Source organism: Chryseobacterium lathyri (genome assembly GCF_030812195.1).
Lineage (GTDB): Bacteria > Bacteroidota > Bacteroidia > Flavobacteriales > Weeksellaceae > Chryseobacterium > Chryseobacterium lathyri_A.
Genome location: NZ_JAUSSF010000003.1, coordinates 26208 through 52172 on the forward strand (window position 1 = coordinate 26208; position 25965 = coordinate 52172).

A 25965-nucleotide genomic window follows, 5' to 3' on the forward strand; every position below is an offset into this window, starting at 1 on the left:
AATTATTAATATTAAAATATGCAGATAATAGATGCAATAAGCGAAGTTCCCGGAATGAATATCATTGGTATTCGTGGTAAAATGCAGAACGGCTTTCAATGCCAGATTTATGAAACCGAAAAAGAAAAATCCTTGTCCACCTGGGCTTCAGAATTAAGCAGGCAGCTATTGGATAAAAATGCTGCTTCGCAAGATGAGCTGGGCATAATTATCAATGCTTCTATTTCGCTATATGATACTACTGCTCTGAGAAATACTTCAGCTCCCGGCGTAGGACATGAAGTACAAAAGCATTTGAATGCAAAAAATGCATTCGTTTTCGAAATGTTTCATAATGACTTGGGAAATATGATTAAAATCGCATCTGATTTTTTATCAAACTCTGAGCATAAGTATGCATTGATCATTCAATCAAATAAATTCTCGGATTTCCTTAAGGATGATAAAAACGGATTCTGTATTCCTGACGGTGTAAATGCATTGCTCCTTAAATCAAGCAGTAACAAAATAGAATTGGAAAATATCCATATTCTTTCCTCAGAAATATCAAAAGCAGGTTTAAGCTTCAACGCAGGAAATGAAGAAGCCCTGAAAAAAGAGAATATTTTCAGACTGAACTGGAATTACAGTTCATCCTTTGTAAAAGCCATCAACTCTGAATTGAAAAATATATTCTTAAAACTAAAAGAACAACAGACCCCGGTGATCACAGAAAAATGGTTTTCAGAACACCTCTCATCCCATGAAACTGAAAATACACTAGCCATGAATACTATTCCGTGGTATTTACAAGAAAACAAACAACTTAAAGAACACCCCCTCACCATAGTATCATACAATCCGTTTCTTGCCCAATATTCGGTTCTAAAAATTACAAATGATGAAATATAACTCCTCCATAAAAAGTATAGCCATAGGACTTCCAGAGACATATTACACCAATGATATGCCTCCGTTTTCCGAAATTCCCAATCTTCCAAAAAACTGGTGGAGAAACTGGGGAATGGAAGGAAGATATATGGTAAACAAAGAAAAAGGAGAATCCTGCTCTCAACTTGCCAGAAAAGCATCTTTGGGAGCCATAGAAAAAGCAGGTCTTTCCACACAGGACATAGATCTTATCATAGGAACCACATGCACCATTACAGGTTGGTCTGATAAAGAAGAAGACAGAATTTTCCCGGGGATTTCAGAATATTTAAAAACAGAGCTGAACTGTAAACACTCAGCGATGACTATGGAAGTCAACCAGGCATGCATATCTTTCCTGGTAGCCCTGCAAATAGCTTCTGATTACATAAAAACAGGAATGTACAAAAACGTTCTGATTTGTTCCGCAGAAACATTTACGCAAATTGCAGACTTCTCCTTACCCTCTTCTACCCTTTTTGGAGATGGTGCGGCAGCAATAGTCATAGGAAGATCAGAAAAAGAAGGAAAATTGGTTTCTTCCCACTATAAAAGCATTCCCACCTATAATGACATTGCAACATTACAATGGAAAACCCCGACAAATAAGCCCGGGAAAGAATTTATCCGTCCTTACTTTACATTAGGAGAAGATGCCCCCACTCAAATGCAGACATTTGTACCTCAAAATGTTCCTGAAGTTGTCTTTAAGGCTTTAGAAAAGGCAGACGCATCCCTTGAGGATATACATCATTTTGTCTTTCATCAGCCATCAAAAATGCTTATCAGAATGTGGGCAATGGGAATAGGAATAAAGAAAGAAAAATATACAACCACCGTAGAAAAATACAGTTGCCTGAGCTCTGCCTCAATCCCCATGACCCTCTACTTTGCATTAAAAAACGGAAAAATAAAGCCCAATAATACAATTGTACTTGCCGGCGCAGGAATCGGATGGGGTTTTGGAGCACAGGTATGGAATACAGAAAATATTAACTATTAAAAATTACAATAGAATGGAAAACCAAGGATTATTCAACAAAGTGTATGCTATTTTAGCAGATATTGCAGAATGCAATATTAATATTATTAAACCTGATACAGACCTGTTAAATGAAATAGGAGTTACTTCTCTTATGGGGTTGGAAGTTTTGGTTGAGCTGGAAAGAGAATTCGACATCAGCTTAGATGAAGGAATCCTGATCAAAATGAAGACGCCGAAAGATATCGTAGACGTTCTGGAAGAAGAATTAGCCGTTTAAGAATACAAAACACAGTCTTTGGGTTTTACCAGCGTGTTGGGCCCAAAGATTTTAATAGATTTTGACTTTTCACCAATATTAATAAAGCCTATTAATGTTGGTTCATAACAGACATCCGTAATTAAAAATACTCACTTTAAAAAAAGTGAAGGTTATTTCTTTTGGAAAAAATAAAACAAAATAATCTAATAATGATTGAAAATTTAGAAGTCGATGAATTAGTAATAGGAGCAGGACTTTGTGGCCTTATGTACGGTATTTCTGCGGTTACCGAAGGAAGCTCGGTTGCCATCAGCGAAGCACATCATAAAGTAGGAGGTTATGCTACAAATTTTTATCGGAACAAAAGAAAATTTGTTTTTGACTGCAGCCAACATAAAGTAAGCGGACTCAAAGAAAATATTGGAAACCTATGGAATACCCTTAAAAGACTCGAACTACAGTCATTACTGGACGAATTCGAATTGCATGAAGAAATTGGAACAGTAGTGTATAAAAACCAATTCATCAAACTTCCCTCTGAGCCAGAAGACATAAAAAAAACACTCATTACCCATTTCCCGGACGAATCGGCAGGAATAGAAAAACTATTTCAGGATATAGAATCTCACGGATATCAGCATTATATGTTTTTTAGAAAACTGATGAATGAATATACCATCAACAGAGATATTTTGAGAGAAAGCAGGGGCTTATCAAAAATTACAGCCCGTGATTACTTTCAATCCATTTTTAAAGGACAGGACATTGTAGAAGTACTCAGCCCCATTGCTATTTATTCAGGTTCCATTTCCAATGAAGTCAATGCCTTTTATTTTCTCCATTGCCTTTATGCCATGTTCTATGGCGGTCCTGCATTTATGAAAGGAACCGGACAGCGTATCTCGGATCTGCTGTTAAAAGAATTTGTAGACCGCGGCGGAATTCTTCTGAAGAAAAACCAGGTGCATGAGATGGAAGATATGGGCGACCATATGCTGGTAACCACCCGAAAAAATATAGTAAAGACCAAAAGAGTCATCGCGACCTGCCCTCCCGAAGATGTAGTAAGAATGCTGAAAAAAGATGAAAAGTCTCATGAATTTAAAGAAATTCTCGAAAACTTCACCGTTGGATGGGGACATTTTTGTGTATTTGCTGTACTTTCTGTTCCACCCGATGAATTGGGAATTAACTCACCAGAATACCTTTTGGTGTCCGACACGGGTGATGACTTTACAGAAGAAGATTTTGAGAACGACCGGTATTATGACCTTTTTACCCTGAGTGTCAGCAACTATCACCGGGTAGACCCGGAAGGCGGCTATATTCTCCAGTTTATAGTTCTGGATCATGGAGACCGCTGGTTCCACCTGTCCGAAGAAGAATATAATCAGAGAAAAGATAAAATTCAGGAAAAACTGATCAAAAGAGTTCTTAAAACCTTTCCTCAGATAGAAGACAAGCTGATCTATACAGAATCTTCAACTCCGAAGACCAATTACAAATTTACATTGGCTACCAAAGGTTCGGCTTTCGCCTACAAAATGCTTCCAAAAACTAATTTAGGACTATTGAGCAACTTCCCAAATGACAAAGTAAAACTGGTAAGCACATGGTCCGGAGGTCCCGGCTATGAAACCGCAATGTGTTTCGGATTTACGCAAGGAAAACTATTAAATATGAAAAAAACACAAAATATATGAGCAATCTAAAGAAAAAAACACTAAGCCCGAAGTTTACCCTCTTATTAGAAAAACTGAATAAAGCTTCTGAAAAAAAACAGATGAGCCTCCTTTTGGATCATCCTTGGGATGAACCTGTAGAAAGTGCTTGGCTGAAAAAAAGAGAAAATATTGCGATCTACGGAACACCTTATTATGACCTTGCTACAGAAGAAGAAAGAAGACTTTTATCCGTCTATGAAACAGGTTCTTGGTGGTATACTTTCATCGTATTCGAAAACCTCGTGTCAGAATACTATATGAAAATCGTCAATCATGGCTCACTTAAAAAATTTCCCGAAGTCGTAAAATACATACACCATTTCTGCAAAGAAGAAATAGTGCATGCAATGGTCTTCAAAAAGGCAATGGCCCATTTTCAGATTACCCCCTTCCCCAGCCCTTTAAACCTTAGAGAAATATACAGCCACAATGCCGCAATGTCCGAATTTCCCCTAAAGGCTATCTACCTTACCATTCTTATTGAATGGCTGGCAGAAAACAATGCAATGGAAGACTGCAACAGCAAGGAAATTTCCCCCTTATCAAGAGCAGTAGCCGTAGAACATCATAAAGAAGAAGCAAGACATATAGAATGGGGCAAAAATATGATCCGTGAGTTTATAGATATGGTTCCTGAATTTTTGAAAGAAGCACAGGAAAGTACAGCTCCAATGCTCAGAAGCATGCTTGATATGTCGGTCTGCAGTATTGTGGTGTATTCCCGTGTCGGCTTTCAGAATCCAGCATTCAGAGATTATAAAAAACTGATTCCTGCCGTGTTGGAAAGTGAAAACCGTCAGAAAATCAATTCCAGAATTATGGCTCCCTTGATGAGATACTTCCTGGAACTTGGAATCTGCGATCCTAATGATGATGAAAACATGAAAGTATGGAGAGACAACAGATTTGAAAAAGATGTGGAAGATGCTGTAGAATATTTCAGAAAAAAATCTGCCGTAACAGAGGATATAGATAATGTAATGAACAAAAACTACGACTAATGAATACTGTCATATCCGGATTTGGTCATGCTCTTCCCTCTGTAACCATAGACAACAAAACAATTGTTGAATGGATGAATACCACGGAAGAATTCATAGAAACCCGTACAGGCGTGCTCACCAGACAACATATTTCTGAAAATGAAAGCACAGGCGTATTAATGGTAGAAGCCTGCAAAAAAGCAATTGAAAAAGCCAATCTCTTACCAGAAGATATCGATATGCTGATTGTAAATACATTGAGTCCTGATTACCATGATCCATCTCAGGCCTGCTTGATTCAGCCACTGCTTTCTCTGAAAAATACAATTCCCGTATTTGATATCCGGGCACAGTGCAGCGGGCTTATTTATGGAATGGACATCGCAAAGCAATTTATAGCAACCGGAACTCATCAGAACATATTAGTCTGCTGCGGAGAGGCTTTATCAAAAAGAATGGACTATTCTGATGACGGTAGAAACCTCTCCATATTACTTGGTGACGGCGCCGGAGCTGTTGTGCTAAGTGCTTCAGAGGATCAGAACAAAGGAATCCTGAATGCTGCAATACACGCTGATGGAAATTATTTTGAACTGCTTTGGACAGAAAGTCCGGGTACATCAGGCAAAACCTTCAGCGGAGATGAAAGCAAATGTTCCTATTTCCGGATGAACGGCAAAGCCATGTTTAAACATGCAGTAGAGAAATTCACAGAAGTAACGGTACAGACATTGAAAAAGCACAATCTTTCCATGGAAGATATAGATGTTATTATTCCCCATCAGCCCAATATGAGAATTTTGGATGCAGTGATAAATAATCTGGGAATTCCAAGAAATAAGGTACAGATCAATGTACATAAATATGGAAATATTGCTTCCGGTTCTTTGCCCATCACACTGAGTGAATATATGGAGAATACTCCTCCGGAAGAAAGAGAAGGAAAGCTGGGACTTATAGTGGGATATGGCTCCGGAGCAACATGGGGAAGTGTTTTATATAAATTCTAATCCATAATACCATGTGGATCAATAAAACAGGAAATATAAACAACTCTTTAGCCATCTTGGGAACAATCTCCAACCCGGTTTATCTGGTAAAAGAAGATCAGGAATACATACTGGTAGAAGGAGGATTAACCCGGGATGCCAAAACTCTGCTGGCACAATTGAAAGAACATGTTTCTGATCTGTCATTAGTCAGACACTGGTTTATTACACACTCCCATTATGACCATTGCGGAGCTATAGAATCTCTTTATCCTTATCTGAAGCATGTAAAACTATATGCCTCGGAACATGCGGTGAAAAACTTCCGTAATGAAAAATATGTAAAAAGGATTCGTCAGCTGAATGCCCTGATCTCAGATAAAGAGATTAAAAAATTTCCGGCGGACTTACAACAGATTCCTTTCATCATTCTGAAAGATAAAGAACAAATAGAAACGGAATCTGGAATCTGGGAAGTAATCTATACTCCGGGCCATAGTCCATGTTCTGTGAGTATTCATTATAAAGAAAAAGACATTTTGTTTGTATCGGATTCTTTAGGGGAAATTATCAATACAAAAAAATGGTTTCCGTTGGCTTTTGATCATGTAAGACAATTTATAGACAGCATCAATAGATTGGGAGATTTGTGTGCCGAGACCGTTGCTTTAGGACACAATGGTATCCTTACAAGTGTGGAGGCCCTATCTGCCCCAGCCTGCAGCCTTCTTGGGTGTAACAAATTGATAGAGTTTGTGGCCCTACGTAAAGATTATTTATCAGAAGAAGAATTGGTGGATCACGTCTGCAAAAAATATAAAGTAATGGATCATTCCTTCATTCCGGATAAAGTATACAGAAAAAGTATAGAACTATTAATCTCTCATTTAAAAACAGAATCATTCGTATGAATCAAAATCCAAAATATACAGAATATGACGCTTGCATTGTAGGAGCAGGAATTGCCGGTATTTTCCTGGCCTGGCTGCTTGGTTTACAAGGCAAAAAAATCCTGATTTTAGAAAAAAACGCTAAAGTCAATATGAATGGTGCCGATATTTTGAAGCCTTCCGGAATCAATGTCCTTGAAAAACACGGACTGCTACAGGAACTTATGAATAAGGAATGCAGAGTGAGAGATCAGCTCAGTGTTTTTCATAATGGCATTCAGGTCGATCACATCAATTATAAGGCAGAAAACGAAAGAGGATATTTCATGGTTTGTCCATACAGCGTTTTACTGGAAACGATTTATGATAAAATTCAGGCCATCAAAACCATAGAACTTTTGGTCAATCAATCCGTTTCAAAAATTAATGAAGTGGAAAACGGGGTCTATGTAACCCTTAATTCAGGAGAAGAGATTTTCAGCAATATCCTTATCGGAGCGGACGGAACCAAATCCATTGTAAGAGAATATGCGAAAATAAAAGCCCATTTCGACTATTACGATCATGTGATGTATTTCAACAAATACCCTATTACATCAAGTGTAGAAGAGCTCAACCGATTGTATGTAGACAAAAACGGAGGGCTCGCCTATTTCTACCCGATCAACAATACAGAAGCCCGATGTGTTTTAGGGTTTAATATGGAAGAAGGGAAAAACCTGAAAGAAACCGGAAACAAAGAAACTTTGATCAACCGACTGAAAACATTTGTTACCCAAAGTGATGACATGTTAAACCAGATCAATTCACTGGACAATTTCCTCACTTTTCCCTTGTGCAGAATGCATTCTGAACAATACTTTAAAGGAAGGATACTCCTTTTGGGAAATGCGGCACATTCCATCCATCCCATTACGGGACAGGGAATGAACCTGGCTATTGAAGATACAGGAGAACTGTTCATCTGGCTTTCAAAATATTTTGACGGTGAAATTTCTTTGGAAGAAGCACTGGCAGGCTATCAGGAGCAGCGTTTTGAACTTAACCGTAAAGTTCTTGCTTATGGTCATCGTCTGGCAGGCAGTTTCGGAAGCGCAGAAGACTTTATGAACAGCCTTAATTCCAAAATACAGACCAGCAGCAGAGACCTTTCCATACTCAATAAGATTTAAAAATAATTATGCAAATAGATTTATCAGATAAACATTTTTTAGTAACAGGAGGCGGAAGAGGAATCGGAAGAGCCATTGTTCAGCAGCTGCTTTCATCGGGAGCATCTGTATCATTTACCTATAATCATGGGAAAGAAATAGCAGAAGCTTTTTTGGACAAACTTTCAGCTGAGTTTCCGGGTAAGGCTATGCTTTATCAGGCTGACATAAAAGATGAAGAACAATCAAATTCTTTAATCGCCGAAATTGAAAAATCTGCATTAGGTCCGCTATACGGATTAGTAAACAATGCAGGAATCACAATGGACGCCCCTTTTTTCAGCATGACCACCGATATGTGGACCAGCGTACTGGAAACCAACCTGAATGGGACCTATTACCTAACAAAAGCAGTGATAAGATCTTTCATCCGAAAGAAAAATTCAAAAATCATCAACATATCATCTGTTTCAGGAGTAAGAGGAGCAGTGGGACAGGCCAATTACGGAGCAACTAAAGCAGCCGTTATCTCTTTAACCAAAACACTGGCTCTGGAATTTGCAAAATTCAACTTACAGGTAAATGCTGTTGCCCCGGGATTTATTGATACCGAAATGGTAGCCAAAATGAATGAACAGGACAAAAAGAAAATAGATCAGATGATCCCCATGAAAAGGATGGGAAAAACGGAAGAAGTTGCTGAGCTGGTAACCTTTCTGTGCTCGGACAAAAGCAGCTATATCACCGGGCAGACATTCATCATCGATGGAGGATTAACTTTATAAAAAACACAAAACATATGAAAAGAATCGTAATTACAGGGATGGGTGTAGTAAGCCCTTTAGCCTGTGAAAAAGGAGCCTTTTGGGAAAAAATCCTGAATGGAGAATCAGGAGTCGGAGACCTTACAAAACTGGACCCCTCCAACTATAAAGGAGTTACCCGCGCTGCTGAAGTAGACTTGGAAAAAGATTATAAGAATACTGAATTACTGGAGCATTTTAAGCCTTATGGTAAAGCCGTTACTTATGCCGCCGCCGCGATAGATATGGGTCTGAAAGATGCCAGTTTTGAAAAATTCACTAAAAAAAATAATTACGGAGTTATTCTGGGTACTACAAACGGCAACCAGGATATTGTAGAAAGAATTGTAGATCAGTGGAATCTGGAAATGAAACATGAAGACCTTTCCTCTGAAGCTGCAAAAACACTTACTTATTTCAGACCGGTTGAACTAAGTGCCAGTATAGCAAAATATTACAATCTCGGCGGAACCAATATGGTAATTCCTACAGCCTGTGCAGCAGGAAATTATGCTATTGGCACCGCATACTCTATGATTCGCGAAGGCAGATCTTCCTTGATTATTGCAGGAGGAGCTGACCCTTTTACACGGTCCTGCTACACCGTTTTTTACAGATTGGGAGCCATGTCAAAAGACAACTGCAAACCTTTTGATCAGAACAGGAATGGAATGATTGTAGGAGAAGGAGCAGCTGTTTTAGTATTGGAAGAACTGGAACATGCATTAGCAAGAGGAGCTAAAATATATGGCGAAATCAAAGGATACGGCTTAGCCTGTGATGCCTATGATCCTACAGCCCCTGATCCGGAAGGTTCCGGTGCTACCCTGTCTATGAACAATGCAATAAAATCAAGCAATATTGATAAAGAGAGCATCACTTATGTGAGCGCCCACGGAACAGGAACAAAAGCCAATGATTCCCATGAGGTAAATGCGATGCGCAATGTTTTCAGAGAAGAAATAGATTCTTTATACGTTAATGGAATCAAATCCATGTTAGGACACTGCATGGGAGCAGCCAGTGCATTGGAAGCAGTAACTGCTACTCTTTCCCTACATCATCAAAAAGTTCCCAGAAATCGCAATACAGAAAAAATTGATGAAGCCTTCAATACTCATTTTCATATCCAGCCATCCTCAGAAATCGAAAATAAAGTAGATCATGTTCTTAGTAATTCTTTCGCTTTTGGCGGAAATATATGCAGCGTAATATTCAGTAAATATGATAGCAAATAACACTTCAAATCACGATATAGTAATTTCCGTAATAGGCTTCAATAGTCCATACGGAACGGAGATTGACAATTATTTCTTCCGAAAAGAATCGGAAACGAAAGCTTTAATCATTGAAGATCATGATCCCCAGAAGTTTCTAAAACCAAAAGGACAGAGATTTCTTAACAAAGCAACCCTGCTGTACTGTAATGCTGCATTTCATGCCATACATAACAGGGGTTTAAGTTCGAAAATCAATGAAACTCCTGAAAGAATCGGGCTTTACGACGGCACTGAACTTTCCAACCTTGAAGACTGTTTTATCTTTGATTTAACTGCAAAAAATCAAGGTCCGGACCGTGTAAGCCCCATGAAAGCTCCAAGCACCATTGCCAATGCAGCTGCCAGCCAGATGGCCATTCAGGCAGGAATAAAAGGTCCCAATTTCAGTGTATGTGCAGGGATGGCAGGAAGTCTTCAGGCTCTGGATATTGCTTCCCTCCATCTAAAACAGGGAATCACAGATTACGGAGTCATTGCCTCTACAGAAGTCCGAAATGAATATCAGGAGTCTATCCGCAGGGGAAATGAAGGCCTGCACAGACCAGCCTCCACCGAACTGGGAATTGCCATGGTTTTAGAACGCAGAGAAACTTTATCTGAAGCAGGCAGAAAACCTTTAGTCGCAATAAAAAAAATACATTCTGAGACCCATACTGAGAATCTGCCAATAGAAGCATTTCTGTATCAGAATATTTCAGATATGGCAGCCCTGTTCAGTTTTGATACCATTATTTTTTCCGGAGGCACTTCGGTGATTGATGAAACTATTTTTGAAGAAGTGTTAAGAAAAAATGGGCTGAACACATCTGTCATTTATCCTGAAACTCTTTTTGGAGATAATGACAACGCCGGAGGAATGCTGGGAATAGCCTATGCTGTTTCGGTATTCGAAGGAAAAGGCATTCACAAAACAGATCAGGAAAACATTCTGGTTCTTTCAGCAGACAAGGCAGGAGCCGTAATCCTCACCATAATAGAAAAAGCAAAATAAATGGAAGCATTGTTAGAATCCTATCAGATCACTCAAATTTTAAAATACAGACATCCGTTTCTTCTGATAGATAAAGTGACGGGCTATATTCCCGGAAAAGAACTTACCGCTGTAAAAGCGGTCTCTATGGGTGAGCCCTATTTCGCAGGTCATTTCCCCGATTTCCCCATTATGCCGGGAGTCCTTATTACGGAAGCATTAGCACAGGCTTCATCACTCATGCTGGCTTTAGATGATCTGGAATGGGAGAAAGGGAAACCTTTTCCTCCGACAGAAAGACCCATAATAGGAGTTTTAGGTAATGTGCAGATAAATTTCCTGAAGTCGGTATTACCGGGATGCCTGTTGCAGCTGGAGGTAAGTATAGACTGGAGAAAAGGACCTGCCTGCTCTATTCATGTAAAAGCATCGGCAGAAGGTTCTGTCTGTGCAAAAGGGAAAGTAACCGTAATGTCTATAGATAAAAGTAAATTATCTGTTTAGATGGAAGGCAAAACCCTATTGTTCTGTATTCCATATGCGGGCGGCTCATCTTCCTCTATGTCTAATGTATCCAATGTACTGAATACGGAAGATGTAGAGGTACACCATGTAGAACTGCCGGGAAGGGGAATGAGAAGTACGGAACCCTTTCATTCAACATTAGAAGAAACTATAGAAGATATTTCGGATAAAATCAGAAGCAGGCTGCTAAGTAAAGACCAGCCTTTTATATTGTGGGGACATAGTATGGGAGCTGTTTTGGCCCTTCTTGTCTTATTTAATCTACAGGAAGATTATACGCCGAAAGGATTGATCGTTTCAGGGATGCGGGCTCCTCTGTTTCAGCCTGCAGAACTGCCGATGCCGAGAGAAAAGCGGAATGCCCTGCTCCTTGATATTCTTCCAACGAAATATGAAAGAAGCAAAAATGCCCCGATTTTTCAGAGAGTACAGCAGAAACGGATAGAGATTATGGAAAAAGATACAGCGCTTTTGGAAGAAAATCCTGTTGAAGACTGGCCGTCCATTATCATCGAAACTCCTTTGGCAGTAATCATGGCAGAAAATGATGAGCTGTATAATAATAAAGACTGCTATAAAGATTGGAACCTTCATACGTCCAATATTACAAGCTATTTTCCTGTAGAGGGAGGACATTTTTTTATGTTCCAGTATCCTAAGCAGACCTCTGCCCTGTTAAGTAAAATAATAAATGATTTAATACACTAAATCCATGAAAGAAACTAAGATCTCTTCTTTCCATATAAGTTCAGATTACCCCGAAAACTTTGATATGAAGAGTTTTTATAACTCCCTGAGGCAGAAAGCCACAAGTTCTATTTGGTTTGAAGTTTCTGAAGCCGTAAACAATGACAACAACAGGCTGGTTTTTATTGCGGCAGAATCTATTGCCTCATTACAGTCAAATAATGTGAATGAGCTTCAATACAGATCAGGTGAAAAGACAGAAACAATAGAAACTGACGAGCATAATTTTTGGGATAAAACAACTGAATGGCAAAAAAAACACACCCCTGAAAATATTTCTCATCCGTATAACGGTCTTTTAGGTTTCAGCAGCTATGATTCTATACAGCTTATAGAAAATATTTCTCTGAAAAAATACGCTGAGGAAAGAGAAAACAGCCAGTTACCACTCTTTAAATTTTCTCTGTACCGATATATTTATGTTTTCAATATCACCCTCTCACAGGTTATCTGCATCAATAACTATTATGATGGAGAAAGCGATGAGATCACGGAAATGAAAGAACAGCTGAAAGACACCTTAAATACCGGATTAAAAGGATTTTCAGTATCCAACACAGAAGAAAAAGACTGTACGGAGGAAGAATTTTTAGAAAAAGTGAATAAAGCAAAACATCACTGCCAGATAGGAAATGTATTCCAGCTGGTAGTTTCCCGAAGATTTTCCAGAAACTATGCAGGCGATCCGTGGACATTTTTTGTGGAGCTGAAAAACAACAGTGCCCAGTATTATTTCTTTCTGGAAGAAGAAAACTATACGATAGCAGGGGCATCACCGGAGACCCATTTCAGTTCGTCACATGATTTGGCAATAATAAAACCCATCGCAGGAACCTACAAAAAAACAATGCATGAAGAAAAAGATGCATTGCTGGAAAAAGAGCTGCTAGCAGACCCTAAAGAAAATGCGGAACACAATATGCTGATTGATTTGGCAAGGAACGATCTCAGCAGATATGCAAATGATGTACAGATCAGTAAACTGAAGACCATAGAACATTATAATAATGTTATCCATATGGTAAGCCAGGTGCAGGGAAAACTAAATACAGAGCTTAATACGATCCGCCTGGTCAAAGAGTTTCTACCCGCAGGAACATTAAGCGGAGCGCCTAAATACAAGGCGGTACAGCTTATTGATGATATAGAAAGCAGCGGTCGTTCATACTATGGAGGATTACTTGGTTGGATAGGATTTAATAATGATATCAATACCTGTATTCTTATAAGAAGTGCCTTATTCGAAAACGGAGTGATGACTTACCGCGCCGGAGCCGGCGTTGTCATATCGTCCGACCCTCAAAAAGAGCTGGAAGAAGTAAACAATAAGATCACCTTAATTCTGAACACGTTAAAAGAATTTACATCATATACCTTATGAAAAAAATACTGCTTGTAGACAATTATGATTCATTTACCTACAACCTCAAACAGCTCATTTCCGAATGTGGTGACTATAAGATTGATGTTTACAGGAATGATGCCTTCCAGCTGGAACTAGCACAGGATTATGATGCTGTTATCCTCTCTCCCGGTCCCGGAATACCGCAGGATGCTGGGCTATGCATTCCTTTGATTGAGACTTATAAGCATTCAAAAAAAATATTGGGTATCTGTTTAGGGCATCAGGCCATAGGAGTCGCTTTTGGAGCTCACCTTATCAATACTTCTCAAGTTTATCACGGAGTCAGTTCCATAATTTCACTTAACAAAAATGAAAAAATCTATATAGAATTGCCTGATCATATAGAAGTCGCAAGATATCACAGCTGGGTGGTGGAAAACCGTAATCTGCCTCAAAACCTGGTCATAACATCTACTGATGATCAGGACACAATCATGTCTCTGAGACATGAAAAATATGATATTACTGGACTGCAATATCATCCTGAGAGTTTTCTTACACCAAAGGGAAAAAATATTATGCAAAACTGGCTTAAATCTTAAAAATCAAGGAAAATATTATATGAATATAACCGGATATATTTTACTGATTATTATTCTGTCAATATCGTTTCTGCACATCTATTGGGCATTGGGAGGAACATGGGGTAAGGATTTGGCAGTTCCCACAACAGAAAACGAAATTCCGCTTTTTGAACCAGGTGCTTTCGTTTGTCTTATTACAGGCTTTTGTTTTTTGCTGCCAGCATCTGCAATTGTCTTTCCCAGTAGATTTTCGCTGCCTATTTTATGGATAAACACTTTCCTGTTTTTTATAAGAGCAGTAGGAGATTTTAGATACATTGGTTTTTTTAAGAAAATAAAAAATACTCCATTTTCCCAAAGAGATACGCTTATCTACACTCCATTATGCGTACTTATAAGCTTTTTGACATTATTACTGATTAACACATTTTAAATACTTTTATATGAGAAACAATAAATTATTCCTTATGCCCTTCATAATGCTGGGCATAGTGTCATGTCAAAACGATGCTCTCTATGAACCCATTTCCGAAGCAGATCCTAAAGTTTCAGCTTTATCCGGCTACAAAAGGTCCAGTGCTTTAACAGCTACGTTTGGTGATAACATTGATCTGAATAATCTGGCAAACTATTCGGATCAGGAGATTCCTTCGTATATAATTCAAGACAATGCTCCCTTTATAAATCCGATAACGGATGCAGGAGCTACCTTGGGAAGGGTTTTATTTTATGATAAGAATCTTTCCTCGAACAATACCGTGTCATGTGCCAGTTGCCATAAGCAGGAGCTGGCATTCGGAGACAACAGTATTGCAAGCCAAGGGGTGAACGGACAGACAGGAAGGCATTCAATGAGATTGGTCAATACAAGATTTTCTTTTGAATCCCGTTTTTTCTGGGATGAAAGAGCTTCCTCTTTAGAAACCCAGACCACAATGCCGGTTAAAGATCATATAGAAATGGGATTTAGCGGCAGTAATGGTGACCTTTCAGTGAATGATCTCATTACCAGACTTAAAGGTCTGCCTTACTATCAGGAATTATTTACCAAAGCATATGGGAGTTCTGATATTACTGAACGTAAAATGCAGAACGCGTTGGCTCAGTTTATAAGAAGTATTACCTCCTTTGATTCTAAATATGATCAGGGCAGAGCGAATTCTTTTTCAGATTTTTCTTCATTCTCGAATTTTACAGCAGAAGAAAACTTAGGCAAAAAGCTCTTCCTTGAGACCCCTGTGCTGAGTTTACTGGTCGGGGGTGATCGTATAGCTGGTGGGCTTGGATGCGCCGGATGCCATGGAGCTCCTGAATTCAGTATAGCTCCTATTTCCAGTAATAACGGAGTCATCAATATGATCAACAGTAACGGGATTGATATTAACGTTACCAAATCTCCTTCGTTACGGGATCTTGTAAACAGCAATGGGGCATCCAACGGACCGATGATGCATTCGGGGCTTATTACCACTTTAGAGGGCGTTGTAGATCATTATAATAAAGTGCCAAAAAGCAGCAAGAATCCTAAGCTGGATATACGTTTGGCACTGGCTGATAACCTAAGAGTCACGGAAAAAGAAAAAAAAGCACTTATAGCGTTTCTTAAAACCCTTTCCGGAAAAAATATATATACGGATAAAAAATGGTCAAATCCTTTTATTAATCAATAGTACATTTCAAATTTACGGTTAATGAAAACAAAGCCGTCTCACAACTGAGGCGGTTTTCTTGTTAAAAAGTAAATAATTTTTATATATTTTGATCTGTTTTTTTATATTTATCTAGTAATCAATTATATGTATGACTTTTAAGCATTATAATCAAAATCAGCTGGTTTTATTTCCGCATACTTTTGACGATCTGATTCCTATGGATCATCATCTTGTGCGGATTGTAAATGACGCTTTAGACAAGATCAACATCAGCACTTTATTAGATGCATACCGCAAAGAAGGTAATCAACCAGAAAGTGAAAGGAAGTAAAATCGCTGATAAGAAAGAGGGAGCTAAAGCTAAAGCCAAGCTGGAACAGTCACAAGTATCTTTTGGAATGTACTTTTCCAAGTAAGTGTTGTATTGCAAATTGCCATGTAATTGCCAGATTTTGTCCTTTCACCTGCACAGACTTATCAAAAGCAGTAGCTATGAAATATTTTCAACAGATAAATAGGGGTAGAAGCAGCTATTTTTATAATATATGGAAGCGTCTTGTTTTCAGTAATCGATAAAGCTGATGGCACGGTTAATTTATGTTTATTTTTGTGTCAAAATATTATATGAGTGAAAACATTTCCAAAAGAAAAAATTTTAAAAGATGACAAGTTAATATTTGCAAAGTGGAAGACGAATATCGTTTCCACCAAACAACTTATACTGATGCAGGAAAACGCATTTGTTATTGTTACAAAAGGCAAAAAGATTCTATTCTATGATGAAAAAATACTGGAGGTAAACAATAATCAGATTTTACTCCTAAAAAAGGGTGTATATACAATGACCGAATATCTTGCAGAAGATGGTTTCTTTGAAGCAATTGTCATCTATTTTAATAAGGCGTTGATCAAGCAGGCAAATTTACTGGAGTTGAACAGTATCCACCAAGCCCACCGGCTACTCCCAGACATGCTAATACTTGATAAAAGCAGGATTATGGACAGTTTTGTAACCCAATATTTTAGTTATATCAAAGAAAACGAAAATACCCGTGCCCTTCTTGAATTGAAAGTAGTGGAACTTATTTACCTCATTATAAAAAGGCATCCAAATTCTAAGGATTTTTTTAATTCTATCGGACAGCAAAGCAGTGATTTGTTGGATTTGATGGAGAAAGTCTATAAGGAAAATTATACCATCGACCAGCTTGCCCGGTTGTCAAATCGCAGTTTATCTGTTTTTAAGCGTGAGTTTAACAGTATTTTCGGTTCTTCCCCTGCCAGATGGATACGGACCCGTAGATTATCGGATGCCCGTGTATTGTTGCCCCACACAGATAAAAGTATTTCTGAAATCGCATTTGCATGTGGTTTTAACACACTTTCACAATTTGATAAGTCCTTTAGAAAACACTTTCACAAAACCCCTTCATCTATGCGAACCGAGACGACGGGCCAAATCGACAAAACATAGAGCCTTTACGGCAATAGTTTTTCTTTGCTTCCCAATAACTTTGCTGGACAATAAATTATACCGCTTCAACTTCCTCAAACCGTAATATGTTTCAAGAAATGGAGTATAACAAATTAGTCTTATGTACAAGTATAGAACGGAAAAAGTAAATTACCTGAGTGAGCAAGTGAAAATCACCGCATTGCAGTACATTCCAGAAAAAGACGGAAAATGTCCTGCAATTATAATGGCACATGGCTTTGGGCTTACCAAAGAAGCGTACATTGACAAGTTTGCAGAGAAATTTGCAGAAAAAGGTTTTGTCGTCATTCTTTTTGATTACCAGAATTTGGGCGAAAGTGATGGCTATCCACGACAGGAGATCAATCCATTTTCTCAGATTGATGATTACAAAAACAGCATTACATATGCCTGCACACTAGATAAAGTTGATAAGAATAAAATAGGGATCTGGGGAACAAGCTTCTCCGGTGGGCACGTCATAGTGACTGGGGCAACAGATAAACGAGTCAAGTGTATCGTATCACAGGTCCCAACGATTAGTGGCTTCCGTTCAGCACAGAGAAGAATGTCCATCGAAAATGAACCAGCTTATTGGGATATTGTTGCACAAGATAGGCTTAATCGTCTTCGGGGTGAAGAACCTATGATGAGAAAACTTGTAGGCGAAAAGAACGAAAATCCACTTTATCCGACAAGTGATGCCTTAGAGTATTATATGGGAGCGTTTCCATTGTCTTCAACTTTCCGCAACGAAGTAACGCTTCGGGCTACTGAATATAGTCGCATGTATGAACCAAGTATTTACCTGTCTCGCATCAGCTCTCCTATCCTTTTTATCGTTGCGCTACGTGATATTGTCACACCTACAGACCTTTGCTTAGATGCCTATGAGAAAGCCTTACAGCCCAAAGAATTGGTCACCATTCCCGACGGACACTTTTCCCCTTATATCCAGCACTTTGATATCGCTTCAAAATCGGCAGTCGATTGGTTCCTAAAATTCCTTTAGGATTTTTAGGTCAGTAATATACTTCTATAGAATATGGGGCTGTTAAATGTTCTGAGTGTCATCATAACTGATCCGCCACCTAAAAGCGGGATCAATGGATTTATAGTTGAAAATCTTTTCATGGTATAAAATTATCGCTAAGTAACAATGCATAAAGATTCCTTTAATGTGGTTGATTCATGACCCAATTGTCCTTCCAACAATAAAAAAAATTAATAAACAGTGGTTTAAAATCAACTCTCAGCTTTATTGTCAATTTTTTTATTAAGTACATTTAAAATTCGATCAATATCTGCAAGAAACTGGTTCAAAGATAATACTGTCAAGTTCACATTACAGGATTTTTATAAAATTTTATAAATGTATCTTAGATCGTATTTATTTTGTTGGGCGTCACCTGAGGTAAGGCTTTTCACTACAATCTTTTGCAATAATTAAGAAGTCAAATAACAGAATTTTGAAAATACTTAAAATTCTAAATTAAAATCCTTTGTCAAATCTCTTTAATAGAGTAACTTTACTTTAGTTATTATCAGTTTGTTTGAGAATGGTGGTCAAATGCCCCCTGTAATTGTTAGTCACTTGTATATCAAGCAGGTTCATTTTCTGCATCGGAAAGTAAAAAATATAAACAATACATACTCAAACAAACAAAATTCCTGATTATAAAGTACTTACATGGTATTCATATTATAAGCAATTTTATCACTTTTGACTACTTTTAAAATTATTTGTCCCTCTATTGTCCCCTAGACCCAATATTTTTTGCAAATTTAAAAATTGGGGAAATTACTTCGCTTAAGGTATCTTATTGCACCTTAATGCTACTTAATGTATCTTATTGCATCCAAAATCATGTTTTTGACTTCTCCATAGAAAATCCATAATATGTATCTTAAATCTTTGAAAATGGATAAGTTCAACACCGTTTTCTCTTCTCAAAATTCTTGACAATTTCAAGTGCTTTTTGATTGATTTCAGCCACAGATTTTTTTCTTCCTTCAGAAATCCATGCGAGTAGTTCCGATTTAGAAAAATGAAGTCGATTACCTTTTTTGAAACATGGGATTTCACGTAGGGATACTTTAGAATATAGGGTAGGTAAGGATAGCTTAAGAATTTCACACGCTTCTTTAGCTCCTATGAAATCATTTTGTGATGATTCCGGAATTGGAAGTGTAAGTAAGCATGTCTCTATATTTTGCAATCTTAACTCAATATTTCCTAAAACATTAAGTACTTCTTCAAATGAATATGTTTTCATGTTTTTTATTACAAAAATAAATGGGTGTACTTAGCTAGTACCCCATCATGTTATTTGAAACCTAAATTTTCCTTTTGATTTAGCTCATCTTTTAAGGAGCTGAATCAAGTAGGATGTTTTGTCCGATATTAAATGTATTTAGCTTGATTTTTTCTGAAGCTTCTTTTTTAAGACTGTCGACAATCTTTGCATAGATTTCTGTTGTTTTAATGCTCTTATGACCAAGTAATTTTGATACCGTATAGATAGAGGTTCCAGCAGCTAATTGTAGCGTAGCAAAGGTATGTCTGAATCCGTGAAAGGTGAAATGCTTTTCAATTTTTGCACTGATAAGCCATTTCTTCAATTCTTTTACAGTGTGATCATACTTCAGGCCATTAAAGACTTTCTCGTCGGGATGACAGGGACTTCCGAGTAATTGAATCGTTTGATCTGAAACTGGAAAATACTCTGCTTTTTCAGTTTTCTCCTGATTATAAAGAATATAATAGTTACCAGGACTTCCGTGAATTTCTTTCCAGAGCAGTGTGGATACATCGGAGTAACGAAACCCTGTCATAGCTGAGAATAATCCCGCTTTCTTTACAATTGGATTATCACAAGGAGCATCTGCCATTCTTTCCAATTCTTCCATGAATAAAAATGGACGATGTGTCTCTTGCGGTGCTATGCTCTCAACGATATCACCTAAGTTAATTGGTAGAAATCGTTTTTTAAAAGCTGATTTAAGTGTTAGTATGAATCTGCCAAAATAAGCTACAGCTGTATTTTTTCCGATTTTCCGATTTGCCCTTCCAATGCCTGGAGAAGAAAGTAAATAATCAGCAAATTCCTCCGCTACTGTTTCACTTAGTTCAGTAAATGGAAGCTGTTCACCAAAACAAGCTTTAAAGTATCTGACAGACATAATCCAGTTATAGCAACCTTTTCTTTTAGCAGCTTCTTCTTCAAAAAAATCGATAAAATTAGACTTCATTTTTGCATCAGAAACAAAATCAAATCGCCTGTTTTGCAAGTCAATCTGTCGCTGAGCTCTTACATATTCAGCAAGTGCCATCGTTTCCTGATTATAGCTTTTCTCTACCTCGGTTTTTGGACGTTTGTATATATGTAGTTCTAAATAATGTTTCCTCTTCATTTTACCTGTATCAGGATTATAAATGGGAGGATATATATCTAAGTATAAAGATTGTTTACCATTTGAGATATTCTTCTTTCTTAATTTTACTTGTGACATGTTGTAAATTTTAACAGTTAATATGAGCATTCATGTCACCTCATTTTTTAGGGGTGTTCTGAATAGCCAAAACTTTCTTTTAAATGCCTATAGTGAAGCTATTATTTTAGCCGCAATATTGATGTGATTGAATTTTGTTCAGGATCGGTTGAATTAAGCTTTTGGGAACATATACGAATTTCCCCTTCTGAAATTTTGGAATTTCATGACGCCGAATTAAACTTTGTAAACTAGTTTCCGATAAGTTGTATTCCGACTGGATCTGGCCGATCGTAAAGCAGTCCTTTAAAGGCGTTTCTTCAATCGATTTATGAATTGTAACTTCTTGTATAGGAGTCTTTATTGTATGGGAAGTTTCAAAAAGAGCATCTATATCCTTCTTTAAGATCCTGGTTTTTCGTTGTGAAAGATTAATGGCAGGAAGCCTTTTAGACTTGACCATAAAATAAATTGTTCGACAGTCGCATTTTAAGAGTACTGCGGCTTCTTTGACTGTTAAATAGTCTAAAGTTTTTAAAGCAAAGTATGAATTGGGGTCCGGTTTAGATTTTATTGATTCTTTTTGTATCGTGAGCTGTTTCTCACTTGATTTGATTTTTTCCTCTCTAACTTTTACTTTGTAAGCTTTTTTAGCACAGTTATCCCCACAATATTTAGTAACCGTGGTTCTAGCAATAAATTCTTGCCCGCAGTGTTGGCAGATTTTTTTGATTTTGATATTTGAACTCATAATATTTATTTTAGAGGAGTTCAAACTTCGCTTTAGATGCAATAAGGTACAATAAGATACATTAAGCGAAGTAATCTCTCCTTCGTTTCAAAAAATAAAATATTATCAGTTTGAGGGACAAATGGGGGACAACAAATAAAAAAACAAACCAAAATAACAATAACTAACACAAAACAAAAAATTTTGTAATTGATTAATTATCAGATATTTGGTTTGTTTGAGTTTGTTTTACCTATCGTATTTATTTCCCGATGCAAAACTTAGAAAAAATATTTCCCAATACCTCATCATTCGTTACTTCACCGGAAATCTCCCCAAGATGCTCCAAAGCATTTCTCAGTTCATAGGCCAGCAGTTCCGTAGAGATCTGGAAAGAAATGGCTTCTTTGACTTTATGGGTAGCCTCCAGGGATTTTCGAAGAGCTTCAAAGTGTCTTTGATTAGTGATGACTACATTATTTTCCTGGGACTTCAATTGTTCAACATAGGAAGACAATTCGTTTTTAAGATCCTGGATATTTTGGTTTTCTACAGCTGATATTCTGATAAAATCAAAATCCTGGGCAATTTCATTTCTGAAAATATCTTCTATAGCGTCATATTTCGGAGGCAGTACTTCGTCTATTTTTGTGGCGCAAATGATTAGTTTCAGATCGTCTCTCTGCAGGGATTTTATCATTTCAATATCTTCAGAATAATCTTCTGTAGCAGCATCTGCAAGGTATACCAGAATATTTGCATTCCCTACTTTTTCCTTTGCTTTCTTTACACCAATGGCTTCGATCTCGTCAACAGTTTCACGAAGTCCGGCAGTATCAATCAAGCGGAATGCATGACCTTTGATGTGCAGTACTTCTTCAATGGTATCTCTTGTGGTTCCGGCAATATTACTAACGATCGCTCTTTCTTCCTTCAGTAAAGCATTTAACAGCGTAGATTTTCCGGCATTCGGTTTTCCGATGATGGCAACTGCTGTTCCATTTTTAATGGCATTTCCATATTGGAAACTTTCAATCAGAGAATCTAATTTTAATTCGATCTTATCCAACAATCCGTTAAGGGCTGATCTGTCTGCAAACTCTACATCTTCTTCAGCAAAATCAAGTTCAAGCTCAATTAGAGATACAAAATTGAGAAGATCTGTTCTTAATATTGATATTTCATTAGTAATTCCTCCTTTCAGCTGGTTAATGGCTACTTTTCGGGAAGCTTCATTTTCAGAAGCAATTACATCGGCAATCGCTTCCGCCTGAGAAAGATCTATTCTTCCGTTGATAAAGGCACGAAGGGTAAACTCTCCCGCTTTGGCCATTCTTGCCCCGTTTTTAGTCAGAGTTTCCAAAATACGTTTTCCGATATGCGGTGAGCCGTGAAAAGCTATTTCCACAGAATTTTCTGTAGTAAAACTTTTCGGAGCCAGGAAAATAGAAAGCATCACTTCATCAATAGCTTCCTCATCATCCATAAAATATCCGTAATGGATAGTATGAGACTTTTGCTTTTCCAGTTTTTTGCCCGGAAAACTCTTCTGGACAACTGCTAAAGCATCATTCCCTGAAACTCTGATAATCCCTAAAGCTCCTACTCCATTGGCTGTAGCCAGTGCGCAAATCGTATCGTTATTCATAGGGCAAATTTACGATTTTTCAGGCTAATTTCTGATGGGGTATTTTATACAGATTGTCTATGACTTTAATTGGAACTTTTGGAGTTTTAAAGACATTGTGAGGAACGGAGCGACAACTTACTGTCTTCTACCCAATTCTTTCACTTTCTGAAGCCACACGTCACGCTGTACCTTGGTAGAATTTCTTATGATCCCAATATAAGTTACCTCCACAGGTTTTACGCCACAGAATTCCAGGGTTGATTTTTTCAGCTGATTGACACTTGCTCTTCCATAAAAAAGCCGGTAATACCATCCCGGCTGATCCAGTGTTGTAATGATATGGGCAGCTTTCCCTTTCAGCAGCTTATCCCACCAAACTGAATTATCTCTGTACCGGTAAGCAAACCCTGGAAGAAAAAGCCGGTCAATGAACCCTTTCATCAAAGCTGGTAAACCGCCCCACCAAACCGGATGAATCCAGACCAGATGATCTGCCCATTGTATGATTTCCCAGGCTTTTAAAAGATCCGGTTCCAGCTCCATTCTTTTCTGGTAGCCAAAATGCAGAATAGGGTCAAATTGCAGTTTGGCTATTATAATTTCTTTAATTTCAGCTCCTGATTGTTCAGCTCCTTTTTTGTAAGCATCTGCAATTCCAAAATTGAAGGAACTTTCATTGGGATGTCCGTTGATGATGGCTATTTTTTTCATCTTGATGTTTTTATATTAATGGATTCATAGGCTTTAAGCTTCTCCAGAAGTGATGATGGCTGATGCAGCTGATGACTGAAGTAGATATTATTTTCATGAAGGCCCTTCATAAGCTCTTCCGTATGAAATACCGCAGAAAGCGCCGTTAATTCAGCCTGACCTTTTGTACTTTGCAGGCTTAATTTTTCATTCCCTGATTTGGTTTTTATAATGATCTCAAATACGCTCTGATCGCCGTTTCCACTTGATCCGAAAATCATTCTCCGCTCTTTCAATGACAAGATATTGAAAATCTTTACCTTTTGGAATGCACCTAGAAGCCAGGTGATAAATTTTGAGTTATAAGTCATCTTAGCACTGACGTTTGGTATTTTTTCTATCTGGTTGAGAATATACAAATCCGGTACATCAAAGTTATATGCCTCCCTTTTTCCTATTCCAAATGAAAAGTCAAAATCTTCGGAATCTAAAAAATGTTTTACAGGGACCTGACTGTTATTTTCATACCTGATAAAAGGTTTGGCTACATTTTCAGCCATAAAGTGTGCAGAGCTTTCTCCTGCAAGATCTTTAACAGAATAGTATACAAAAAGTTTCACTTCCTGAATGTCTTTTATATCACCTGAAAGTGTTTTTACCAATCCGTTGACAATACCTCCCATCCATCCGGAGCTGAAAACGATCCGGCTCTGTACAGTTCTGTTTTTAGCAAGAACGTATGCTTTTACAAGGTCGGGGGTAGGTTTGGTGATATCCAGGTAATCTATTTTGTTTTCGATGGCAAAACGAAGAATATTATCCTCTTTATCATTTACAGAAAGAATGACCATATCAATTTTCTTTTCCAGAATAACCTGGAAAGTCCCGGGATCCGTAACATCAATTTTAAGATGGTTGCCTGTTCCTCCTTTTCTGCCACCAATGAAAATATTGATCTGTGGGTTTCTAGACTTTAAAATCCGGATAATTGTTTTACCTACAAGGCCGTTTCCTCCAACGACCAGAATATTGTGCTCCATAATATTTTTTTACAAAATTATAGAGCTGTGATGCCGTGGCGTAGGACAAATGTCTAAAAATTATATGACCGTTTCTTTTCTGATCCTGCTGAGATGTCTCTGTGTAATTCCTAAATAAGATGCCAGATACTGGAGGGGAATTTTCTGAACATAATCAGGCTGATTGCCTAGCAGCATTTCATATCGTTGTGCTGCACTGTCTCTTTGGAGCTGAAAAAATCTTTTCTCCAGCTCAAGATATTCCTGCTCTGCTATCATCTTTAAAAATTTTGTCCAGTTAAGGTCATCTTTTACCATGTCATCTATTGCCTCTTTTTTTAAGACCAACAAATCGGCATCGGTAATAGCCTGCATGTTTTCTCTGCTCGGACAATCTGAAATAAATGAGGAATAACTCGCCATCAGCTGATTGGGGAATCTGAAACAGTAGGTCATATCCTTTCCGTTATCCGAAATATAATAGGAACGGAAAATTCCTGATACAATAAATGCTATTTCTCTGCATTTGTCGCCTTCCTGCACAAAAAAATCATTTTTATACACTTTTCTGGTTTCAAAAAGCTGCAGGAAATCTCTGATCTCATTGTCTGAGAATATATTAAAGCTCCGGAAATAGTCTTCTATCATATTTTCAAATTATAACCTTGAATCCTGCCAAGTCTTCTACTGCATGTTTTCAGCGAAATTAAACAAAATACTAGGTCATTGCAAACATTTAAAATTTCATGATGCTATTTTACCATTAGATTCTTTAAGAGTTTAAATAACGTTAAGGGAAGCCTATTTTTAAGCTATAATTACTGAATAGATAAATACTGACGGTAAAAAAATAAAACCATTTCAGAACGAAATGGTTTTACCTGCTTTGAATTTACTAAGTTATATATGAAGATATGAATGATGTTCTTTTGTTGAAACAAAGATAGATCGTCCCGTATAATCTTCTGTCAGGGGAATCCCTAAAATTATATCCGTAAAAATACGGTTGTATATAAAAAAAGCCCTGCAGATTTCTCTACAGGGCTCCAAAATTTATCTAACAATTATTAATGTTCAAAGTATGGAGTTCAATGTTTAGGTTCAAAATTGACCATTAGCCATTGACTATTCCCC

The 25965-nt window shown here is 37.6% G+C and carries 27 protein-coding genes; 20 read left to right on the top strand and 7 right to left on the bottom strand.

All coding sequences use genetic code 11. The features are described from left to right. The first annotated feature begins 18 nt into the window (after window positions 1-18). From J2T03_RS15285 to J2T03_RS15380, 20 genes are all read left to right on the top strand, one after another. The gene (locus J2T03_RS15285) at window positions 19-891 is read left to right on the top strand and encodes a hypothetical protein (RefSeq protein WP_306843917.1); all 873 of its coding nucleotides are present in this window, start codon (window positions 19-21) and stop codon (window positions 889-891) included. Beyond that, complete coding sequence (locus tag J2T03_RS15290; RefSeq protein WP_307212352.1) at window positions 878-1912, top strand: 3-oxoacyl-ACP synthase III family protein; 1035 nt, start codon at window positions 878-880, stop codon at window positions 1910-1912. Before J2T03_RS15285 ends, J2T03_RS15290 begins: the two co-directional genes overlap by 14 nt. 13 nt (window positions 1913-1925) lie before the next feature. After that, window positions 1926-2171, top strand: coding sequence for an acyl carrier protein (locus J2T03_RS15295; RefSeq protein ID WP_306843914.1), 246 nt, complete (start codon window positions 1926-1928; stop codon window positions 2169-2171). A 191-nt stretch (window positions 2172-2362) separates the two neighbouring features. Beyond that, window positions 2363-3856 (top strand): phytoene desaturase family protein, encoded by a 1494-nt coding sequence (locus J2T03_RS15300; RefSeq protein ID WP_306843912.1) that lies wholly within the window; start codon window positions 2363-2365, stop codon window positions 3854-3856. Further along, window positions 3853-4878: a diiron oxygenase gene (locus J2T03_RS15305; protein WP_306843910.1), complete on the top strand. Its 1026-nt coding sequence runs from the start codon at window positions 3853-3855 to the stop codon at window positions 4876-4878. Before J2T03_RS15300 ends, J2T03_RS15305 begins: the two co-directional genes overlap by 4 nt. Further along, window positions 4878-5870 carry a 3-oxoacyl-ACP synthase III family protein gene (locus J2T03_RS15310; RefSeq protein WP_307212354.1) on the top strand — a complete coding sequence of 331 codons (993 nt, stop codon included), beginning with the start codon at window positions 4878-4880 and terminating at the stop codon, window positions 5868-5870. The genes J2T03_RS15305 and J2T03_RS15310 overlap by 1 nt, the downstream gene beginning before the upstream one ends. Before the next feature lie 11 nt (window positions 5871-5881). Beyond that, the gene (locus tag J2T03_RS15315; RefSeq protein ID WP_307212357.1) at window positions 5882-6760 is read left to right on the top strand and encodes an MBL fold metallo-hydrolase; all 879 of its coding nucleotides are present in this window, start codon (window positions 5882-5884) and stop codon (window positions 6758-6760) included. Then, a complete protein-coding gene (locus J2T03_RS15320) occupies window positions 6757-7911 on the top strand; it encodes an FAD-dependent monooxygenase (protein ID WP_307212359.1) in 1155 nt (384 codons plus the stop codon). Before J2T03_RS15315 ends, J2T03_RS15320 begins: the two co-directional genes overlap by 4 nt. An 8-nt stretch (window positions 7912-7919) precedes the next feature. Beyond that, entirely contained in the window at window positions 7920-8675 is a 756-nt protein-coding gene (fabG, locus tag J2T03_RS15325; protein ID WP_306843903.1) for a 3-oxoacyl-ACP reductase FabG, read from the top strand. A 14-nt stretch (window positions 8676-8689) separates the two neighbouring features. Then, window positions 8690-9931, top strand: a complete 1242-nt coding sequence (locus J2T03_RS15330) for a beta-ketoacyl-[acyl-carrier-protein] synthase family protein (protein ID WP_306843900.1) — start codon at window positions 8690-8692, stop codon at window positions 9929-9931. Beyond that, complete coding sequence (locus tag J2T03_RS15335; RefSeq protein ID WP_307212362.1) at window positions 9918-10964, top strand: beta-ketoacyl synthase N-terminal-like domain-containing protein; 1047 nt, start codon at window positions 9918-9920, stop codon at window positions 10962-10964. The genes J2T03_RS15330 and J2T03_RS15335 overlap by 14 nt, the downstream gene beginning before the upstream one ends. Next, the gene (locus J2T03_RS15340) at window positions 10965-11447 is read left to right on the top strand and encodes a 3-hydroxyacyl-ACP dehydratase FabZ family protein (RefSeq protein ID WP_306843895.1); all 483 of its coding nucleotides are present in this window, start codon (window positions 10965-10967) and stop codon (window positions 11445-11447) included. Further along, entirely contained in the window at window positions 11448-12176 is a 729-nt protein-coding gene (locus tag J2T03_RS15345; protein ID WP_306843893.1) for a thioesterase II family protein, read from the top strand. A gap of 4 nt (window positions 12177-12180) precedes the next feature. Beyond that, window positions 12181-13596, top strand: a complete 1416-nt coding sequence (locus J2T03_RS15350; RefSeq protein ID WP_306843892.1) for an anthranilate synthase component I family protein — start codon at window positions 12181-12183, stop codon at window positions 13594-13596. Beyond that, a complete protein-coding gene (locus J2T03_RS15355; protein WP_306843891.1) occupies window positions 13593-14162 on the top strand; it encodes an anthranilate synthase component II in 570 nt (189 codons plus the stop codon). Before J2T03_RS15350 ends, J2T03_RS15355 begins: the two co-directional genes overlap by 4 nt. A gap of 19 nt (window positions 14163-14181) precedes the next feature. Further along, a complete protein-coding gene (locus J2T03_RS20500; RefSeq protein WP_373426921.1) occupies window positions 14182-14577 on the top strand; it encodes a DUF3995 domain-containing protein in 396 nt (131 codons plus the stop codon). Window positions 14578-14587: 10 nt separating this feature from the next. Further along, entirely contained in the window at window positions 14588-15814 is a 1227-nt protein-coding gene (locus J2T03_RS15365) for a cytochrome-c peroxidase (RefSeq protein ID WP_306843888.1), read from the top strand. 266 nt (window positions 15815-16080) lie between these two features. Next, entirely contained in the window at window positions 16081-16212 is a 132-nt protein-coding gene (locus J2T03_RS15370) for a hypothetical protein (protein WP_306843886.1), read from the top strand. A 212-nt stretch (window positions 16213-16424) separates the two neighbouring features. Continuing rightward, window positions 16425-17270: a helix-turn-helix domain-containing protein gene (locus tag J2T03_RS15375; RefSeq protein ID WP_307212365.1), complete on the top strand. Its 846-nt coding sequence runs from the start codon at window positions 16425-16427 to the stop codon at window positions 17268-17270. 121 nt (window positions 17271-17391) lie between these two features. Further along, window positions 17392-18282 carry an alpha/beta hydrolase gene (locus J2T03_RS15380; RefSeq protein ID WP_307212367.1) on the top strand — a complete coding sequence of 297 codons (891 nt, stop codon included), beginning with the start codon at window positions 17392-17394 and terminating at the stop codon, window positions 18280-18282. A 919-nt stretch (window positions 18283-19201) separates the two neighbouring features. On the opposite strand, the gene J2T03_RS15385 is transcribed toward J2T03_RS15380, so the two are convergent. From J2T03_RS15385 to J2T03_RS15415, 7 genes are all read right to left on the bottom strand, one after another. Further along, entirely contained in the window at window positions 19202-19546 is a 345-nt protein-coding gene (locus tag J2T03_RS15385) for a helix-turn-helix domain-containing protein (RefSeq protein WP_306843880.1), read from the bottom strand. A 91-nt stretch (window positions 19547-19637) separates the two neighbouring features. Beyond that, window positions 19638-20783 (bottom strand): site-specific integrase, encoded by a 1146-nt coding sequence (locus J2T03_RS15390; RefSeq protein ID WP_306843879.1) that lies wholly within the window; start codon window positions 20781-20783, stop codon window positions 19638-19640. 106 nt (window positions 20784-20889) lie between these two features. Next, window positions 20890-21513 carry a helix-turn-helix domain-containing protein gene (locus J2T03_RS15395; RefSeq protein ID WP_306843878.1) on the bottom strand — a complete coding sequence of 208 codons (624 nt, stop codon included), beginning with the start codon at window positions 21511-21513 and terminating at the stop codon, window positions 20890-20892. A gap of 241 nt (window positions 21514-21754) precedes the next feature. After that, complete coding sequence (gene mnmE / locus J2T03_RS15400) at window positions 21755-23140, bottom strand: tRNA uridine-5-carboxymethylaminomethyl(34) synthesis GTPase MnmE (protein ID WP_306843876.1); 1386 nt, start codon at window positions 23138-23140, stop codon at window positions 21755-21757. Window positions 23141-23257: 117 nt separating this feature from the next. Further along, window positions 23258-23833, bottom strand: a complete 576-nt coding sequence (locus tag J2T03_RS15405) for an NAD(P)H-dependent oxidoreductase (protein ID WP_306843875.1) — start codon at window positions 23831-23833, stop codon at window positions 23258-23260. Then, window positions 23830-24852, bottom strand: coding sequence for a saccharopine dehydrogenase (locus J2T03_RS15410; RefSeq protein WP_307212369.1), 1023 nt, complete (start codon window positions 24850-24852; stop codon window positions 23830-23832). Before J2T03_RS15410 ends, J2T03_RS15405 begins: the two co-directional genes overlap by 4 nt. A 60-nt stretch (window positions 24853-24912) precedes the next feature. After that, window positions 24913-25479 carry a Crp/Fnr family transcriptional regulator gene (locus tag J2T03_RS15415; RefSeq protein ID WP_307212371.1) on the bottom strand — a complete coding sequence of 189 codons (567 nt, stop codon included), beginning with the start codon at window positions 25477-25479 and terminating at the stop codon, window positions 24913-24915. Between the last annotated feature and the right edge of the window lie 486 nt (window positions 25480-25965).

Excerpts from the sequence above, each read along its gene's own strand:
- J2T03_RS15395 (WP_306843878.1), bottom strand. The coding sequence starts at position 21,513 with ATGAGTTCAAATATCAAAATCAAAAAAATCTGCCAACACTGCGGGCAA.
- J2T03_RS15370 (WP_306843886.1), top strand. The coding sequence starts at position 16,081 with ATGCATACCGCAAAGAAGGTAATCAACCAGAAAGTGAAAGGAAGTAAA.
- J2T03_RS15390 (WP_306843879.1), bottom strand. The coding sequence starts at position 20,783 with ATGTCACAAGTAAAATTAAGAAAGAAGAATATCTCAAATGGTAAACAA.
- J2T03_RS15315 (WP_307212357.1), top strand. The coding sequence starts at position 5,882 with ATGTGGATCAATAAAACAGGAAATATAAACAACTCTTTAGCCATCTTG.
- J2T03_RS15345 (WP_306843893.1), top strand. The coding sequence starts at position 11,448 with ATGGAAGGCAAAACCCTATTGTTCTGTATTCCATATGCGGGCGGCTCA.
- J2T03_RS20500 (WP_373426921.1), top strand. The coding sequence starts at position 14,182 with ATGAATATAACCGGATATATTTTACTGATTATTATTCTGTCAATATCG.
- J2T03_RS15405 (WP_306843875.1), bottom strand. The coding sequence starts at position 23,833 with ATGAAAAAAATAGCCATCATCAACGGACATCCCAATGAAAGTTCCTTC.
- J2T03_RS15330 (WP_306843900.1), top strand. The coding sequence starts at position 8,690 with ATGAAAAGAATCGTAATTACAGGGATGGGTGTAGTAAGCCCTTTAGCC.
- J2T03_RS15290 (WP_307212352.1), top strand. The coding sequence starts at position 878 with ATGATGAAATATAACTCCTCCATAAAAAGTATAGCCATAGGACTTCCA.
- J2T03_RS15340 (WP_306843895.1), top strand. The coding sequence starts at position 10,965 with ATGGAAGCATTGTTAGAATCCTATCAGATCACTCAAATTTTAAAATAC.
- J2T03_RS15365 (WP_306843888.1), top strand. The coding sequence starts at position 14,588 with ATGAGAAACAATAAATTATTCCTTATGCCCTTCATAATGCTGGGCATA.
- J2T03_RS15320 (WP_307212359.1), top strand. The coding sequence starts at position 6,757 with ATGAATCAAAATCCAAAATATACAGAATATGACGCTTGCATTGTAGGA.
- J2T03_RS15285 (WP_306843917.1), top strand. The coding sequence starts at position 19 with ATGCAGATAATAGATGCAATAAGCGAAGTTCCCGGAATGAATATCATT.
- J2T03_RS15355 (WP_306843891.1), top strand. The coding sequence starts at position 13,593 with ATGAAAAAAATACTGCTTGTAGACAATTATGATTCATTTACCTACAAC.
- J2T03_RS15300 (WP_306843912.1), top strand. The coding sequence starts at position 2,363 with ATGATTGAAAATTTAGAAGTCGATGAATTAGTAATAGGAGCAGGACTT.
- J2T03_RS15415 (WP_307212371.1), bottom strand. The coding sequence starts at position 25,479 with ATGATAGAAGACTATTTCCGGAGCTTTAATATATTCTCAGACAATGAG.
- J2T03_RS15350 (WP_306843892.1), top strand. The coding sequence starts at position 12,181 with ATGAAAGAAACTAAGATCTCTTCTTTCCATATAAGTTCAGATTACCCC.
- J2T03_RS15295 (WP_306843914.1), top strand. The coding sequence starts at position 1,926 with ATGGAAAACCAAGGATTATTCAACAAAGTGTATGCTATTTTAGCAGAT.
- mnmE (WP_306843876.1), bottom strand. The coding sequence starts at position 23,140 with ATGAATAACGATACGATTTGCGCACTGGCTACAGCCAATGGAGTAGGA.
- J2T03_RS15410 (WP_307212369.1), bottom strand. The coding sequence starts at position 24,852 with ATGGAGCACAATATTCTGGTCGTTGGAGGAAACGGCCTTGTAGGTAAA.
- J2T03_RS15310 (WP_307212354.1), top strand. The coding sequence starts at position 4,878 with ATGAATACTGTCATATCCGGATTTGGTCATGCTCTTCCCTCTGTAACC.
- J2T03_RS15335 (WP_307212362.1), top strand. The coding sequence starts at position 9,918 with ATGATAGCAAATAACACTTCAAATCACGATATAGTAATTTCCGTAATA.
- J2T03_RS15385 (WP_306843880.1), bottom strand. The coding sequence starts at position 19,546 with ATGAAAACATATTCATTTGAAGAAGTACTTAATGTTTTAGGAAATATT.
- fabG (WP_306843903.1), top strand. The coding sequence starts at position 7,920 with ATGCAAATAGATTTATCAGATAAACATTTTTTAGTAACAGGAGGCGGA.
- J2T03_RS15305 (WP_306843910.1), top strand. The coding sequence starts at position 3,853 with ATGAGCAATCTAAAGAAAAAAACACTAAGCCCGAAGTTTACCCTCTTA.
- J2T03_RS15380 (WP_307212367.1), top strand. The coding sequence starts at position 17,392 with ATGTACAAGTATAGAACGGAAAAAGTAAATTACCTGAGTGAGCAAGTG.